Origin of the sequence: Alteromonas sp. Mac1 (genome assembly GCF_001562125.1) — a bacterium.
GTDB lineage: Bacteria > Pseudomonadota > Gammaproteobacteria > Enterobacterales > Alteromonadaceae > Alteromonas > Alteromonas stellipolaris.
Genome location: NZ_CP013932.1, coordinates 478,948 through 494,950 on the forward strand (window position 1 = coordinate 478,948; position 16,003 = coordinate 494,950).

13 protein-coding genes are annotated in these 16,003 nt (G+C 45.1%); 8 read left to right on the forward strand and 5 right to left on the reverse strand.

What is annotated here, in order from left to right:
* Positions 1 to 54 precede the first annotated feature (54 nt).
* On the forward strand, positions 55 to 933 hold the full coding sequence (locus AV939_RS01940; RefSeq protein ID WP_061996901.1) for a DMT family transporter: 879 nt from the start codon (positions 55 to 57) through the stop codon (positions 931 to 933).
* 39 nt (positions 934 to 972) lie between these two features.
* Here the strand turns inward: AV939_RS01940 and AV939_RS01945 are convergent, their stop codons facing one another.
* A complete protein-coding gene (locus tag AV939_RS01945) occupies positions 973 to 1,854 on the reverse strand; it encodes a hypothetical protein (protein WP_057794424.1) in 882 nt (293 codons plus the stop codon).
* Positions 1,855 to 2,080: 226 nt separating this feature from the next.
* On the opposite strand from AV939_RS01945, the gene glnK reads away from it, so the two are divergent.
* The 4 genes from glnK (at position 2,081) to AV939_RS01965 (ending at position 6,542) form a co-directional block, all read left to right on the forward strand.
* Complete coding sequence (gene glnK / locus AV939_RS01950; protein WP_013785695.1) at positions 2,081 to 2,419, forward strand: P-II family nitrogen regulator; 339 nt, start codon at positions 2,081 to 2,083, stop codon at positions 2,417 to 2,419.
* A gap of 32 nt (positions 2,420 to 2,451) precedes the next feature.
* Positions 2,452 to 3,699 carry an ammonium transporter gene (locus AV939_RS01955; RefSeq protein WP_013785694.1) on the forward strand — a complete coding sequence of 416 codons (1,248 nt, stop codon included), beginning with the start codon at positions 2,452 to 2,454 and terminating at the stop codon, positions 3,697 to 3,699.
* 183 nt (positions 3,700 to 3,882) lie between these two features.
* Positions 3,883 to 5,562: a gamma-glutamyltransferase gene (ggt, locus tag AV939_RS01960; protein WP_057794422.1), complete on the forward strand. Its 1,680-nt coding sequence runs from the start codon at positions 3,883 to 3,885 to the stop codon at positions 5,560 to 5,562.
* Between the two features lie 50 nt (positions 5,563 to 5,612).
* Positions 5,613 to 6,542 (forward strand): Dyp-type peroxidase, encoded by a 930-nt coding sequence (locus AV939_RS01965; protein WP_057794420.1) that lies wholly within the window; start codon positions 5,613 to 5,615, stop codon positions 6,540 to 6,542.
* A 13-nt stretch (positions 6,543 to 6,555) separates the two neighbouring features.
* Here AV939_RS01965 and AV939_RS01970 read toward each other — a convergent pair whose 3' ends face one another.
* From AV939_RS01970 to AV939_RS01985, 4 genes are all read right to left on the reverse strand, one after another.
* Positions 6,556 to 7,638 carry an adenylate/guanylate cyclase domain-containing protein gene (locus AV939_RS01970; RefSeq protein ID WP_057794418.1) on the reverse strand — a complete coding sequence of 361 codons (1,083 nt, stop codon included), beginning with the start codon at positions 7,636 to 7,638 and terminating at the stop codon, positions 6,556 to 6,558.
* A gap of 18 nt (positions 7,639 to 7,656) precedes the next feature.
* A complete protein-coding gene (hemL, locus tag AV939_RS01975; RefSeq protein ID WP_057794416.1) occupies positions 7,657 to 8,940 on the reverse strand; it encodes a glutamate-1-semialdehyde 2,1-aminomutase in 1,284 nt (427 codons plus the stop codon).
* On the reverse strand, positions 8,927 to 9,958 hold the full coding sequence (locus AV939_RS01980; protein ID WP_057794414.1) for an aspartate carbamoyltransferase: 1,032 nt from the start codon (positions 9,956 to 9,958) through the stop codon (positions 8,927 to 8,929). Before AV939_RS01980 ends, hemL begins: the two co-directional genes overlap by 14 nt.
* Positions 9,959 to 10,043: 85 nt before the next feature.
* Positions 10,044 to 10,700, reverse strand: a complete 657-nt coding sequence (locus tag AV939_RS01985) for a TetR/AcrR family transcriptional regulator (protein ID WP_057794412.1) — start codon at positions 10,698 to 10,700, stop codon at positions 10,044 to 10,046.
* A gap of 120 nt (positions 10,701 to 10,820) precedes the next feature.
* Here AV939_RS01985 and AV939_RS01990 point away from each other — a divergent pair, with 120 nt between their 5' ends.
* The 3 genes from AV939_RS01990 (at position 10,821) to AV939_RS02000 (ending at position 15,999) form a co-directional block, all read left to right on the forward strand.
* The gene (locus tag AV939_RS01990) at positions 10,821 to 11,975 is read left to right on the forward strand and encodes an efflux RND transporter periplasmic adaptor subunit (RefSeq protein ID WP_057794410.1); all 1,155 of its coding nucleotides are present in this window, start codon (positions 10,821 to 10,823) and stop codon (positions 11,973 to 11,975) included.
* Entirely contained in the window at positions 11,972 to 15,118 is a 3,147-nt protein-coding gene (locus AV939_RS01995) for an efflux RND transporter permease subunit (RefSeq protein ID WP_057794408.1), read from the forward strand. The genes AV939_RS01990 and AV939_RS01995 overlap by 4 nt, the downstream gene beginning before the upstream one ends.
* A 185-nt stretch (positions 15,119 to 15,303) precedes the next feature.
* Entirely contained in the window at positions 15,304 to 15,999 is a 696-nt protein-coding gene (locus AV939_RS02000) for a DUF2982 domain-containing protein (protein ID WP_057794406.1), read from the forward strand.
* Positions 16,000 to 16,003 lie beyond the last annotated feature (4 nt).

Here is a 16,003-nt window from a genome sequence, read left to right on the forward strand (position 1 = left end):
ATATGCAATTAGGGGTATGCTTAGGTCTTCTTCAATTTTAACAATGAGAAAGCAATGGCAACGTTTATAGGGCTTGTAGCCATTATTTCGTGGGGCGTCTTAGCAGTATTGGGCGTTTACGCATCGTCAGTGCCGCCTTTTCAGTTACTTTTTATCTGCTTTTCAGTTTCTGCGTTATTGCTTTTTTTAAAGCGATTAATTAAGCGAGAGCCATTATTTACATTACCTAAATTAACACTCACCCAATGGATAGTGGCTACCTGTGGTTTATTTGGGTTCCACTTTTGTTATTTCCTAGCTCTTCGCTACGCACCGCCCATTGAAGCAAGCCTTATTGCCTACCTTTGGCCGTTGCTGCTCGGTATTGCTGTGGCAAACGCGCACCAACGAGTGTTTGCGGTGATAGGAGGCGTACTGGGGTTTATTGGTTGCGGAATTTTAGTCACAGGTGGTGAAAGTATTCAGTTTAATAGCGAATACACTTTGGGCTACGGGCTGGCATTAATCTGCGCCTTAATCTGGTCAGGCTATTCGTGGTTTATGGCTGGTACAAAGAGCGATGTTGAAGACATTGGCTGGATATCCATTGCCGTGGCAGTACTAGCGCTGGGTTCCCACCTAACCCTAGAGTCGAGTCACTGGGATCTTTCATTTTACGCCTGGGTAAGTGCAATACTATTAGGGCTTGGGCCTGTAGGAGGCGCCTTTTACTTATGGGACATTGGGCTCAAATTTGGTAATCGGCAATTATTAGCGAGCTTAAGCTTTGCCACACCTGTCATTTCCAGTATTGCGTTATTTTTGTTTGGAATAAGTACACTGTCTGCCGCCATTTCAATGGCAATAGTGCTTATTATGATTGGCGCGCTAATTAGCAATGCTGTACCTGCGCTTATTATGAAGCGTCGTCTTCGCCAAGCGGCAAGAGTTTAATTAATTAAAAGAACTCAAAAGGCCTTAGAGTCTAAGCGGCTAGTCTTTCACAGGTTCTTTAGTGACGCGAGCCTCAATAAAGCGGTCGTAGTCGCTGCCCTTACTACATTCAAGTGTACCGCCCGCCAAACCACTTAAAACGGTAAGCGCTTTGTTAGTAGTGCCAGAACAATTTACTTTTTTCACCGGCCTTTCATAGTAGCTTCTATCCTCTTCGCCTTTTCGCGTATCAACAAGGTCTGGGCTTTCTATTTTCTGCCTATGTGCTTCAGCCGCTCTTAAGCCTTCCTCAGCAATTTCTTCTTGCTCTCTTCGATTAAAAAATTGCGAGGCACTGGCCCGTGGAGACAAGTTTAAAGTGCCAGCTTGCTGGTTCCTCGTTGTGGAGTTGATAGTGGCTCGGGCATTGGAAATAGTAGGCGCGGGTGCTTCTGTTGGTGCAGCCTTGTCTTCTTTAGTTTCTGTGGGTTTAGCTTCAGTAGGTGTAGCTTCAGTAGGTTTAACTTTTACTGGCTGAGTCTCTGCCACTTTTGGCCGCTCGGTAGTTTCGATCACTTTTTCCAAAGGGCGTTCTTGCGCTTTGGTTTCATTAACGGGAGGCGTGATTTCTGTGGATGCAGGTGCCTCAGCAATGGTTTTATTTACACTGACTTTGGGGAAATACAAGGTCGCACTAATGGGAGCAGGTTTATGTGCTGATGTCACACCGCTTTCGAACGTAGTAGAGAAGATCACTATTACTAACCCAATCAGGTGTACAAGGGTTGAGATAAGTAAGCCTTTTGCTAGCTTCCCCTTACTACTCGCATTAAAAACCTGCGCTCGTTCAGGCACATACCCACGCAAATACTCAGGCTCTATGATAGGTGTGATAATTGTCATATCTACTAACTGACCCGCAACGTCACTAATTAGTTCCATCCTAATTTCATCGCTATTTTCAGTTAATTTAACTCACGACGCTCCAAAATTGGGCATTGATGGCGCGATGCACCGCCGTGGTGCGATAAATGTAAACAAAATGCATCGTGTTTTAGTTAACATGTTGTTTTTAAATGCTAATTATTTGTGGCACATCTCTTGGTTTACTTCCCTGTACAAGACACGAAATGTGCAAAACAACCATTACAAAAACTGGGAGCAACTCATGAAACTAGTCACAGCGATCATCAAGCCGTTCAAGCTAGATGATGTTCGTGAAGCCATTTCAGAAATCGGAATTGACGGTTTAACCGTTACCGAAGTGAAAGGTTTCGGACGTCAAAAAGGACACACTGAACTTTACCGCGGCGCGGAATATCAAGTGGATTTCTTGCCTAAAGTCAAACTGGAAATTGCCGTTCAGGACGACCAGGTAGATCGCTTGGTAGAAGCCATCGTTGGCGCAGCCAAGACTGGCAAGATTGGTGACGGTAAGGTATTTGTTTACGACCTTGAACAAGCCGTACGTATTCGAACTGGCGAGTCAGACACAGACGCGTTGTAAGCCAAAACGATTAATTTGCGGAGAAAAGCATAATGGAAATTACATTTGAACTCGGGTATGCATTAGATACCTTTTACTTCTTAATCTGCGGTGCACTAGTTATGTGGATGGCGGCAGGTTTCGCCATGCTAGAAGCTGGCTTGGTACGCGCTAAAAACACGACAGAAATTCTAACTAAAAATATCGCGTTATTTGCCATTGCTAGCACCATGTATATGATTTGCGGCTACGGCATCATGTATGGTGGCGGCGAGTGGAGCCCGTTCCTAGGTGGAATTATGGGTGACGGCGCAACTGGTGTTGCTGAAGATGCAGCAACTTATGCACCTTCTGCTGATTTCTTCTTCCAAGTAGTATTCGTTGCAACGGCAATGTCTATTGTTTCTGGTGCAGTGGCTGAGCGTATGAAGCTTTGGGCTTTCTTAGCGTTTGCGGTTGTAATGACTGGTTTCATCTATCCTATGGAAGGTGCTTGGACTTGGGGCGGTGAAGCTGTATTTGGTATGTACACCCTTGGCGACCTAGGTTTCTCTGACTTTGCAGGTTCTGGTATTGTTCACATGGCAGGTGCTGCCGCAGCATTAGCTGGTGTATTGGTACTTGGCGCTCGTAAAGGCAAATATACTGCTGACGGTAAAGTTAACGCTATTCCAGGTGCAAACCTTCCACTTGCTACGCTTGGTACATTCATTTTATGGATGGGTTGGTTCGGCTTTAACGGTGGTTCAGTACTAGCTACTGCAACAGTTGAAAGTGCAAACGCAGTAGCTATTGTATTTATGAACACTAACGCAGCAGCTGCAGGTGGTTGTATTGCAGCGCTTATCTTAGCGCGCATTATGTTCGGCAAAGCTGACTTAACTATGGCTCTTAACGGTGCACTAGCTGGTTTGGTTGCTATTACTGCTGAGCCATCTACTCCTACTCCACTTCAAGCAACCTTGTTCGGTGGCCTAGGTGGTATCTTAGTAGTGCTAAGCATTGTAGCGTTAGATAAACTTAAAATTGATGATCCAGTAGGTGCTATCTCTGTTCACGGTGTTGTTGGTCTACTTGGTCTTATCCTTGTTCCATTCACTAACGACGGTTCAAGCATTGTTGGTCAGTTAATTGGTGCTGCTACCATCTTTGTTTGGGTGTTTGTAGTAAGCCTAGTTGTTTGGTTAGCGATTAAAGCCGTCATTGGTGTTCGTGTAACTGAAGAAGAAGAATTCGACGGTGTTGATATGAGTGAATGTGGTCTGGAAGCTTATCCTGACTTCACCAACGGCCGTACGTAAGGAAGTCTGAACAGGCAAAATTACTTATAATAACGATAATGCCTGTATCACCAATCTTAAGCCCCGCATCTGCGGGGCTTTTTTCGTTTTTCATAAAGTTAAAAATAACGCTAAACTATTGATAATTTACTTAGTTAGCAATAATGCTAAATTAGGTTTGTTCTCTTATTAGGATAATAAATCATGCTGTTGCGATGTTTGTTACTACTGTGTGTCAGTCAAATGGCTTATGGGTACGATAGAGTTACCGGCGCGCCTTTTGCGAGTCGTTCAGAAGTTATTGCTCAACATGGTATGGCCGCAACAAGCCAACCGCTTGCAACCCAAGTAGCTCTTGACGTGCTTAAACGCGGCGGAAGCGCCGTAGATGCTGCCATTGCTGCAAACGCTATGCTGGGGCTTGTTGAACCCACAGGAGCAGGTGTGGGCGGCGATCTATTCGCGATGGTATGGGATGCTAAAGAAAATAAGTTAATAGGGTTGAACGCATCGGGTCGTTCTCCAAAGCTACTGACTAAACAAGTATTTAACGATAGAGGTTTAGCTCAAATACCTAAATTCGGCCCACTTCCTGTGTCTGTGCCTGGTGCAGTAGATGGCTGGTTTATGCTACATGAAAAGTTTGGCAAATTACCTATGACGGCTTTGCTTACGCCGGCCATTGAATATGCCAAGAACGGCTTTCCTGTTTCTGAATTGGTTGCTTATTATTTAGCAATGAACAATGACAGAATTGGTCATTACGATGGTTTTGCAGAAACGTTTCTTATCAACGGAAAAGTCCCAAAAAAAGGGGATGTATTTAAGAACCCTGGTCTTGCGGTAACCTATGAAAAAATTGCAACCGGTGGGCGAGATGCTTTTTATAAGGGAGACATTGCGCAAAATATTGATGCCTATATGAAATCCCAAGGTGGCTATCTTTCTTATGCCGATTTAGCATCGCATACGTCAGAGTGGGTAGAGCCGGTATCGGCGAATTATCGTGGCTACGATGTATGGGAACTTCCCCCTAATGGACAGGGCATTGCGGCATTACAAATACTCAATGTATTAGAGCGCTATGACATTGAAGGCATGGGCTTCAATTCTGCCGAGTATATCCATACCTTCGTAGAGGCCAAAAAGTTAGCGTTTGAAGATCGCGCAAAATTTTATGCTGATCCCGCATTTAATGACATTCCCGTTGAGTGGTTAATTTCCAAAGATTACGCCACTAAACGCCAGCAACTTATAAATAACGATAAAGCCGCAGAGCGTGTAGATGCTGGTATTTACGATGGTGATACAGTTTATTTAACGGTGGCCGATAAAGACGGTAATATGGTATCGCTCATTCAAAGTAATTATCGCGGTATGGGATCAGGTATGACACCACCAGGGCTTGGTTTTGTGCTACAAAATCGCGGTGAAATGTTTACCCTAGAAGAAGGGCATTTCAACGAACTTAAGCCTGAAAAGCGCCCATTTCATACAATTATCCCAGCATTTGTTACTCGTAATGGTGCGCCGTTTTTAAGCTTTGGCGTTATGGGCGGAGGCACACAGCCTCAAATGCATGCGCAAATTATCGTGAACATGCTCGATTTTGGTATGAATTTACAAGAAGCTGGGGATGCGCCGCGTATTTTACATAGTGGTTCTAGTACCCCAACGGGTAAGTTGATGCGTGATGGCGGTTATATCAGCCTTGAATCTGGCTTCGATGAAACAGTGCAGCGAGAGTTAATGGAGCGGGGTCACACATTGCAGCGTGTTGTTGGCGCTTTTGGGGGCTATCAAGCCATAATGTGGGACGATAAGCGAAACGTTTACTTTGGGGCTTCTGAAAGCCGAAAAGATGGACAAGCAGCGGGTTATTAATACACACTTGTTTCATTGTTCGCCATGGTTAAATAACAATAAGAGTGCCCATGACACAACCACAAAAAGGGATTTGCGCAGAACCTAATTTACATGCGCAATATTTACTGCTTAACGTTATTGATGACGATTGTGAGGCGGTAAGGGCGAAGCTTGCCCGGGTGTTGGATATATTCGAACACTTTGAGTCTGAGCACTATGAAGCTATGGTGACCGGCGTTGTGGCGATTGGAACCGGTTATTGGACTGAAGTGTACCCAGGGTTAATTCCAGTAGAACTGATGCCTTTCCCTGATATGCAGTGTGAAGACAGAAGTGCGCCTACTATGCCCTGTGATTTGTTTATTCAAATTAGGGCTGATCGTTTAGATATTTGTCACGCCATCGGTATCGAAGTGATGGATTTACTTCGATTACACGTAGAAATGGTAGAACAAATTCGTGGTTTCCGTTACCTCGATGGTCGCGACCTTACTGGTTACTTGTATGCCGCTGACAACCCGCGTGGAATGAAGCGCAGAGAGGTTGCCATCGTAAACGAAAACGATCCTGATTTTAGCGGTGGAAGTTATCTTCATGTACAGCGCTACAAGCATGACTTACGCCGTTGGCACAGCCTCTCATCACGGCAGCAAGAACAAGTGATGGGGACAACTCAGCAGCATAACTTAGTCAGTGCAGAACAATCTGAATCTTCTCATAGCGTGCGCGCCAACATTATTACCACTGAAAGTGGTAAAGCTGGGCTGATAAAACAAGGTATGCCTTATGGCGATATGGTGTCGCAAGGGCTACTGTTTGTAAGTTGTTCGGCCAGTGCTAGACCCTTTAAAGCTATGCTTCATAGCCAAATATATGGCAATGGTGACGGAGATTACGACCGGTGGTTAGATTTCACCAACGCGGAAACTGGTGCTGCCTTTTTTGCGCCATCCGTTACCTTTATTCGCGAGCAGGCGAAAAATTCAGAATCTGAATAATGTTGGTGAGGCGTTACTGAATATTTAACGCGCCATCCCAGTCATCTGGCAGCAGCATGTTTTGATATATACGACACACATCGATGTGGTGCTTTGCCAAGGAGTCTTGAGGAAAAATGGCTAACGCCGCTTCAAAGTGCGCGATGGCCAAATCCCACTCTTTATCTATTCGACAAGCTAAGCCGGCGGCAATTTTAGATTGAACCGAAAACCGTTCTTCTTGCTGTTCATGCGGTAAATGGCTAAGCACCTCATAAATTTGGATGGGGGCTTTGCGTCCTTTTACCCGAACCCAGTCAAGAAGCCGTGTTTTAATAGGAAACTTGTCTCCCATTCCTTCAAGTACTTGGGCACTGACAATAATGTCAGCACCGTATTTTGGCGCTAGTGCTTCTAAACGACAGGCAATATTAACGCTGTCGCCAATAACCGTGGTATCCATCCTATCGTCGGAACCTACCGTTCCCATTACCACAGGCCCATAGTGTATTCCCACGCCTACATTAATGGGGACAAAGCCCTTTCGCTTACGACGAATATTATAAAAATCAAGGGTTTTGCGTAATTCCATCGCAGCGTTAATCGCGTCAATTGCTTTGTCTTGCGGGGTACCACCAGGGTGATCAAACAGTGCCATCATTGCATCGCCGATAAACTTATCGATAAACCCGCCGTTCTCGTGAATAGGTTTATTCATACGTAAGAAATACGAGTTGAGAAACCCCATGAGTTCCTGAGGGCGCATTTTTTCTGATAAGCCGGTAAACCCACGGATGTCGCAAAAAAGAATTGCCACATCTTGCTCATCGGCATAACCAAGCTCAATATGGCCTGAGCCGGTTTTTGTAATATGGTCGATAAACTGTTGGGGGACGAACTTTTGAAAGGCTTGAGATAACTTTAACGCTTCATCAGCAACGTGTTGATTATGCTGATTGGTTGAGGAGCCTGATTTTGACTTTGCTCTAATTCTTTGCCGGTAGACAAGTCTATTGAGTCTGTGCCGGCGATACTTCACCAGCACAGCGGTAACGACAACACTGTAAGCAAAAACTAAAAACAAGACACTTAGTAGTAACCAATCCGTTGTCGTCAAAATACCTATCCATTATTGTTATTTGAGCATTGCAAACACCTTGTCAGCTGCTTCTAAAGTTTTAGCAATGATATCCTTATCATGCGCTTTCGATACAAATCCAGCTTCGTATGAGGCAGGTGCCAAGTAAACACCTTGCTCCAACATGCCGTGGTAAAACTTGTTGAACTGTTCTGTGTTGCAGTTAATGGCCTGCTGATAATTAGTAACGCGCTCAATGTCGGTAAAGAATATCCCAAACATACTGCCGGCAACATTAGTACTTAGTTTAATGCCATGCTTATTGGCAAGGGCTTGCATACCATCAGCGAGTGCTTGGGTATTTTCAAAGATGCCTTCGTAAAGACCTTCTTCTTGAATTTGCTGCATGGCGGCCAAGCCTGCTGCCATCGCCACTGGGTTACCAGAAAGCGTACCAGCTTGGTAAACAGGACCTGTAGGGGCAATATGGGTAAGAATGTCTCTTCTACCACCAAAGCAACCTACCGGCATTCCGCCGCCAATCACTTTACCCAAGCAAGTTAAGTCGGGTGTTATGCCATAACGTTCTTGAGCTCCGCCGCGCGACACCCGAAAACCAGTCATCACTTCATCAAATATCAGAAGACTACCGTATTCGTCACACACTTCACGAAGACCTTCTAAAAAGCCTTCAACAGGTGGAATACAGTTCATATTACCAGCAACTGGCTCAACAATTATACAGGCAATGTCGTTTCCGTGAGCATTAAACACCTCTTTTACACTATCGATATTATTATATTCGACAGTAAGGGTGTGCTCGGCCACGTTAGCGGGTACCCCAGGAGAGCTCGGCACGCCCATGGTCAATGCCCCAGAACCTGCTTTTACTAGCAAAGAGTCTGCATGGCCGTGGTAACAGCCTTCAAATTTAACGATTTTATTGCGACCCGTGTAGCCGCGAGATAAGCGAATAGCCGACATGGTGGCTTCAGTTCCTGAATTTACCATGCGTACCATTTCCATCGACGGCACCAATTTACTGACCGTTTCAGCCATAATGATTTCAGCTTCGGTAGGCGCACCGAACGAAAGGCCGAATTCAGAGGCATCGATGACTGCTTGACGAATTTGTGGGTTGTTATGACCCAATACCATTGGGCCCCATGATTGCACGTAATCGATATACTGTTTACCGTCGGCGTCCCACATGTAAGGGCCATCAGCCTTGGTAATAAAGCGAGGTGTTCCGCCAACGGCTTTAAAGGCGCGAACGGGAGAATTAACACCGCCAGGAATTGTTTTTTGGGCGCGGGTAAAAAGGACTTCAGATTTTTGCATGTAATTCATTGCTCTTGTTGCTGAACCATACCACTTCACGTTCATATTTAGTCAATAACTCTTCAACGCCTAATGTAAGCGCAAATAGCGCCATGCGTACTAGAACACCGTTGTCAGTTTGTCTGAATATGGCAAGGTTTGGATTTAAATTTAGGTCGTTATCTAACTCGTTAGCCTCTATACGAGAATCCCGAGGAAGTGGATGCATAATGACGGTTTTAGACTGGAAATGGCGAGTATAAATAGAGTGGTTTAAACGAAATTTTCCACGGTATTTATTCGCTTCTTCTTGAGAAGGAAAGCGCTCTTCCTGAATGCGGGTTTGGTAACAAATGTCGGCATCCATACTGCCTTCAAGTGTTTCAGTGATATTAAGCTGATGCCCTGCATTTTCAATCGTATCTATAATTGGCTGTGGCATGGCTAACTCTTTGGGAGATATTAGCGTGAAGCGCACATTTTTAAATAAGCATAAAAGCCGAGATAACGAGTGTACGGTTCTGCCGTAACGAAGGTCGCCAATCATGGCGATATGCAATCCGTCAATACCATGCCCATGATATTCCAATTCACGTTTGATAGTGAATAAGTCGAGTAAGGCTTGAGTAGGGTGCTCATTAGCGCCGTCACCACCGTTAATCACTGGCACACGACTGCCTTCTGCAAACTCGGCTACCGATCCGGCAGCAGGGTGGCGCATGGCAATAATGTCTGAGTAGCCGCTTAGTACACGGGCAGTATCGTAAAGAGATTCGCCTTTAGCTAAGGCTGAACTGGCCATGCCGGTGGTTTCTCGCACTTCGCCACCTAAAAGGTTAAATGCGGTGCCGAAACTGACGCGAGTACGGGTGCTAGGTTCGAAAAATAAATTACCAAGAATGGCGCCTTCAAGCACAGTGGTGCGCTTTTGGCGTTTCGCATAAGGCTGCATAGAATCTGCAACTGAGAATACTTTCTCAATAGCCTCACGATCGAATTGATTAACCGAAAGAATGTGGTTACCGGTAAAGTCAGACATATGTCACTCAATCATCAACGAAAACGGCTGTAGTGTATAACAAACGAGAAAATAAGTAATCCTTCGTCGCCGCCTTGAGGGGGAGTTATTCGTCTTTATTTGAACAATACGTATTAAATAGCAGCAAGGTTTTCTCGACAGCAATTTCTACATGAGCGCTAATTGCTTTATCAGGCATTACCTCTTGAACCCCGCACAGCAATTTGTTGTGGAACTCACTTTGTAGCAATGAACAATAGTCTATGGCCAACTGCACGCTGTTAGCTTTCGTTAGCGCGCCTTTACCATAAAAGAAAAACATTTCAGAGAAGGCTTCTATCGATGCACCAGGCCCAGCATCATAAAATAGTTTTGCTACATGAGGGGTGCTTTGCGCTTCACCAATGACCAGCCTGAAAACAGCAACCGCCTCTGGGTCTTGTATCAACCTGATGAACTGCGAACCTACCTGCTTTAAATAATGGTTTAGCGGAAGGTTAGCATTAGTGCCCTGCATCAATTGATTGGTATCGAGTTGGTAAGACTGACACTTCTTTGTAATTGCGGCCTTAAACAAGGCATCTTTATTGTCGAAATGAGAGTAAACCGTTTGTTTTGATACTCCCGATGCCTTAGCAATATTGTCCATCGAGGTATTAGCAAAACCATTTTCGATAAATAAACACGACGCTGAATGAAGGATAAGGTTATGTTTTTCTTCGCTTTTTGGGCGGCCTTGTCGTTTGTTTTTTTGTTCAGGCAATGGGATCTCACTTAAATTTAAATATCATACTAGACGGTCTAGTATTTATAATCTAGCATAGTAAAAATAGTATACCAAATATGCCTAGGCTAATAAGCCTGCAGAAGCAAGGAAAATGAAATGACAATCGAGTCTACTGAACAAGGAAAAGGAGCATCGACAGCATTGTATGCTGCTATCACTATCTTCGTTGTTGGATTAACGCTTCTGCTGTTTGCTGCTGGGCTTAATGGTGCCACACAAACACTTACCGATCATCCACCTACCGCGGTTTCCACCAAACGGGTTACGCTGCAAAGCGGTTTTGAAATGCCGGTAAAAATTTATGGATTAATTGAATCTCCCAAAGCGGCTGATGTTTCTTTTGATACCAGTGGCCAAGTTATGGCAATTTTTGCTGATGAAGGGGATATGGTTCAAAAAGGTGATGTACTAGCCAAGCTAGACAATGACAGACTGTCTGCGCGCCTTGTTGAATTATACGCAACACTAGAACGTACCCGTGCAGATTTAACGTTGGCAGAGCTAAGCGAAAAACGGGTAACTGTGCTGGTGGAGAAAAAACTAGAATCGTCGCAACGTTTAGATGAAGTTAAAGCTAATACCGCCGTAGCCAGTGCGCAGGTAAAAGAAATTGAAGCAAGTATTGAAAGTCTAGATGTAGAGCAAACTAAAACAAAATTGCTCGCGCCTTTCTCTGGCACAATTAGCGCGCGTTACTTTGATGAAGGTAGTGTTGTTGCAGCAGGGGCTGCTTTGTTAAGTCTTACCAGCGATGCTCCCTTACAAGCTCGCTTTGCGGTGCCAGCAGATATGGTCTCTCTATTTCGAGTAGGTGAAAAGGTAGCCCTTGATGTTGATGCGTTAAATATTGAAGCAACGGTGAGCCAGCTTTCCCCTGTGCGCAATAGACAAACCCGTACTGTTGATATCCTCGTAAATCTATCGAGTAATGCTGGACTAAGACCTGGCGATCTTGCCACCTTGTTGGGACAACGTCACGGCGATAGCATCGGCAGTTGGATACCTGCTAGTGCTCTTAGCAACGGTTTACGGGGTCTATGGCGAGTCTTTGTAGTGAAAGAACAAAAGGGACTTACCCTTGAAAGCAGAACCGTTGAAGTTATTTATACCAACGGTGAGCGTGCCTTTGTACGCGGTGCCTTAAGTGATGGCGACCGCTTAGTAATAGGTGGTACGCATAAGTTGTCGCCAGGGCAATCGGTTAAATTAAGTGAGGGGAATTTGAATAGCGCCGAGGGAGCAACGCGATGAACCCCATGCTATTTGATACTGATAAAAAATACCCATGGTATACGTTGTTCTACAGACGACCTCACTTACTCGTTTTAAGCTTAGTGATACTACTCGTCGCAGGCATGTCTGCGCTAGGTAACTTACCGCGCTTAGAAGACCCTAGAATTGATACCCGAAATGCGCTTGTTATCACGTCCTACCCAGGAGCTTCGGCTGAACGGGTGGAAGCCTTAGTCAGTGATGTAATAGAAGATAAGCTACGCGAAATCTTTGAAATAAAGGAAGTTAAATCTACCTCACGAGCTGGTATTTCAGTCATTACTATTGAGACCCAAGATTGGATTGATAGTAGCAGCAACGAACAGTTATTCAGTGAGATACGAGATGCGATAGGCGAAGCATCAGCAGGCTTCCCTGAAGGCGTGGGTTCGCCTATTTTTGATGAAAAGCGTGGTGCCACTGCATTTACCTTATTATTGGCATTAAAAGCGTCACACCCTGATACCACATCACTTACCCTTACGGGGCGATTAGCGGAAGAGCTGACTGATAGACTTCGTAATGTACATGGCACTGAGTTAGTGCGTATTTATGGTGCTCCCGAAGAAGAAATTAGCGTAAGTATCTCCCCAGATAAACTTGCGGCCACCGGTCTAAACCTTGGGCAAGTAAGCAATATTATTAGCAACGCCGATCCTAAACTTCCTGCAGGTGTACTTGACACTGAAAGTACAAATCTACGCTTCACTGTAGCGAAAGGATTAGACGGAGTGGCCATGGTGTCTGCTATTCCACTCGTTAATCAAGAGGGTCGTTATTTACGGGTAGAAGACATTGCAAAGGTTTCCCGCGGCTATGTAACACCGCGTTCTGACATTGGTGTGCTTGATGGAGAAGAAGTTATCTTCGTTGCAGCCCGAATGCAAACCTCACTACGCGCCGATGTGTGGACTAACGATGCGCTAAGCGTGGTGGATAGCTTTAATCAGGAATTCAAAGGCACGGTTACAGCTGATATCGCCTTTGAGCAAAATAAATATACTGGCAATCGCTTAGCCGAACTATCGGGTAACCTATTGATGGGCTGTGCGGTAGTCATGTTAGTTATTTTACTCTTTATGGGGTTTAAAGCGTCATGGATTGTGGGGTTAGCGCTTCCTTTGTGTGCATCTTTTGCGCTGTTCTCTCTTAACTTTTATAACGAACAAATTCACCAAATGTCCATTTTTGGCATGATTATCGCCATTGGTCTGCTAATTGACAACGCCATTGTTATTACTGATGAAATTCGGATTAATTTACAAGACCCATCTGCTACTCGCGTTGGGGCGATGGCCAAAAGTGTTTCTCACCTTTTTGCGCCTTTACTCGCCTCTACACTCACCACCATATTAGGCTTCATGCCTATTTTTCTGCTAAACGGTAACATCGGTGATTTTGTTGGGCCTATTGCTATAAGCGTGGTGATGGCATTAATCGGCTCGTTGTTTATATCCCTAACCGTAATAGCGGCATTAGCGGCTCGCTTTCTTCCTAAAGGTGAACAAGCTGAGAATGTCGCTAATAAGCATTGGTGGCAAGTAGGGTTACAAGCCCCTAAATTAAGCCAAGCGTTTCGCGTACATTTAGCTGCGTGGATTGCACGACCCATTTTAGTATTACCGCTAGTGCTTGTTTTTTGTATCTCTGGTTTTGTACTTTCAGGCACCCTGGCTAACGTATTTTTCCCTAGTGCAGATAGAGATCAGTTCGAAGTTTACATGTGGACTAAAGAGGGAAGTAGCATAGATAACACCCTCACCTACACCCACAAAGTCGACAGTGTCATTCGCGAAAGTGAAGGGGTGAAGCAAGTGACATGGTTAGTAGGAGGCTCTGCCCCTTCGGTGTATTACAACCAAGTCATGACACGTGATAACTTGCCCAACTTCTCAAATGCGGTAGTTACGACCCATACCGTAGAAGAGGCCGCTAGGCTCATTAGCCGTTTACAACATCATCTTGATGATACCTTCCCCGAAGTTCAAATTGTAGTTCGCGCATTCGGACAAGGTCCGCCTATTGCAGCGCCGGTAGAAGTAGAAATCTTTGGGCCTGATTTAGACATATTGAATGAATTGGGTCAGCAGGTTCGATTTTTAATGTCATCAGTGCCTGGTATTTCCCAATCAACTGCTAGTATCACCATGGGGGAACCGGAACTTAATGTGGATGCTTCAAGTGATACATTGTCGTACCTTGGCTTAAGCCTTTCCGATCTAGCCAGTCAGATGCAAATTAACTTTTCAGGGCTTGCTGGTGGTTCAGTTTTGGAAAGTACGGAAGAAATTCCTGTGCGGGTGAGATTATCAGATAGCTTCAGGCATGATGTCGCGGGCATAAACGCCATGCCTATTCCGGTGACTGGGGATAGTTCAGTCAATAGCGCTATAAATTGGTCGTCGTTAGGTGCGGTAGCATCGTTAACACTCGCACCGTCTATCAGCAGTATTACCCGCCAAGATGGTGAGCGGGTCAATCGTATTCAGGCTTACTTATTGCCGAATGTCCCTCCTGTTGATGCCAGTAATACTTTAAGACAGAAGCTAAACGAAAGCTTAGCCTTACCAGAAGGGTATCGTATTCACCTTGCAGGGGATGCCGATGAACAACAACGGGCTATGGGGCAGTTAGGAACTTATGCGCCGGTTCTCCTTGTGCTGATGCTGACTACCTTAATTCTGACTTTTACGAGTTTACGTATGGCTGGAGTGATTGTATTGGTAGCCATACTATCTGTCGGGCTTGGCATGTTTAGCTTATGGTTATCAGGTTTACCGATAGGCTTTAACCCCTTATTAGGATCTGCAGGACTAATTGGGGTTGCGATAAATGGCTCCATCGTGGTTATTGCGGCGATAAATGCAAACTCAGAGGCTAAACATGGAAATATTGCTGCTATCGTACAAGAAACGATGGGCTGCAGCAGGCACATTCTTTCCACCACCTTTACGACCGTAGGTGGGTTAATCCCGCTATTACTATTCAGCGAAGGCAGCTTCTGGCCGCCTCTTGCTGTCGTGCTGGCCGGTGGCGTAGGCTTTTCTGTCATATTGTCGTTAGTGTTTACACCCACCTTGGTGGCAGCATTTCAGCGATACCGCTATCGACATCTGGCCTAACAACACGAGTTATAAACAGGTAAACTGTATTTATTATTAATCTGTTTGCCTGTTTATGCGTAAAGATCAGAATAAACGAAATGCGCCAACACGCCATTTTAGCTGGTGGAAGACAGACTGCGCCGTCTGCCAGCGAATTCGACTTTATGTGCTGTGGGCCTTAATTATGTTGGTTGTGTACCTGTATGTCTGGCAATAACCCTGAACCTATTCTTATTCGAGCCGCGTCAAAAAGTAATGGTATAACCAGTATTGTTATTGGTTGCGCTGGGTTAGTTTTTGCTGCGCTTTGGTTTGTATTGCTCCCTGATTGGCTATTTCTAGCGGGTATTCTGATCACCAGTGCGGCATTAGTTACCTTGCTGGTGGGCTACTTTAAAATTCGAGAGCCTGAATTCAGCCTAGAAATGACCACGGACGTTATCACCTATCGTCATCGTTTAGGCAGCTGGCAGATACATTGGGAAAACCTACAACGGGCAGACTGCCCTAGAGTACGACAAGGTTTGGATCATGTAGGGCTTGAAACCGTAGGCTTCAAGTTAAAAGACTATACCGAGTTTCTAACCAGTATATCGCCACGTTTAGCCACCCATTTGTTGATGGAGCAGCGGCCTTTGTTGCTGCATAATACGAATGAAGGCTGTGCCACGGGAAGTTGCTACGAAGAGTCTATGTTCGATGATAATCATTTTACGTTAAACAATGGCACTGTACTCACCGGGGTAAAAGCCATGTTGGCCAATCGTATGGCAGAGCTTCGCAAGCGCCTTGGTTATGACGTGTTTATTGCCACCTCTGATATAGACAGAACTCCAGAAGAGTTTGCTGCGCTTATCTCTCAATGCCAAGCCGCCCGTAGAACCAATAACGCTGAATAACGCT

Coding starts and splice junctions, on each gene's coding strand:
- AV939_RS01940 (WP_061996901.1), top strand. CDS start 55: ATGGCAACGTTTATAGGGCTTGTAGCCATTATTTCGTGGGGCGTCTTA.
- AV939_RS01945 (WP_057794424.1), bottom strand. CDS start 1,854: ATGGAACTAATTAGTGACGTTGCGGGTCAGTTAGTAGATATGACAATT.
- glnK (WP_013785695.1), top strand. CDS start 2,081: ATGAAACTAGTCACAGCGATCATCAAGCCGTTCAAGCTAGATGATGTT.
- AV939_RS01955 (WP_013785694.1), top strand. CDS start 2,452: ATGGAAATTACATTTGAACTCGGGTATGCATTAGATACCTTTTACTTC.
- ggt (WP_057794422.1), top strand. CDS start 3,883: ATGCTGTTGCGATGTTTGTTACTACTGTGTGTCAGTCAAATGGCTTAT.
- AV939_RS01965 (WP_057794420.1), top strand. CDS start 5,613: ATGACACAACCACAAAAAGGGATTTGCGCAGAACCTAATTTACATGCG.
- hemL (WP_057794416.1), bottom strand. CDS start 8,940: ATGCAAAAATCTGAAGTCCTTTTTACCCGCGCCCAAAAAACAATTCCT.
- AV939_RS01980 (WP_057794414.1), bottom strand. CDS start 9,958: ATGTCTGACTTTACCGGTAACCACATTCTTTCGGTTAATCAATTCGAT.
- AV939_RS01990 (WP_057794410.1), top strand. CDS start 10,821: ATGACAATCGAGTCTACTGAACAAGGAAAAGGAGCATCGACAGCATTG.
- AV939_RS01995 (WP_057794408.1), top strand. CDS start 11,972: ATGAACCCCATGCTATTTGATACTGATAAAAAATACCCATGGTATACG.
- AV939_RS02000 (WP_057794406.1), top strand. CDS start 15,304: ATGTCTGGCAATAACCCTGAACCTATTCTTATTCGAGCCGCGTCAAAA.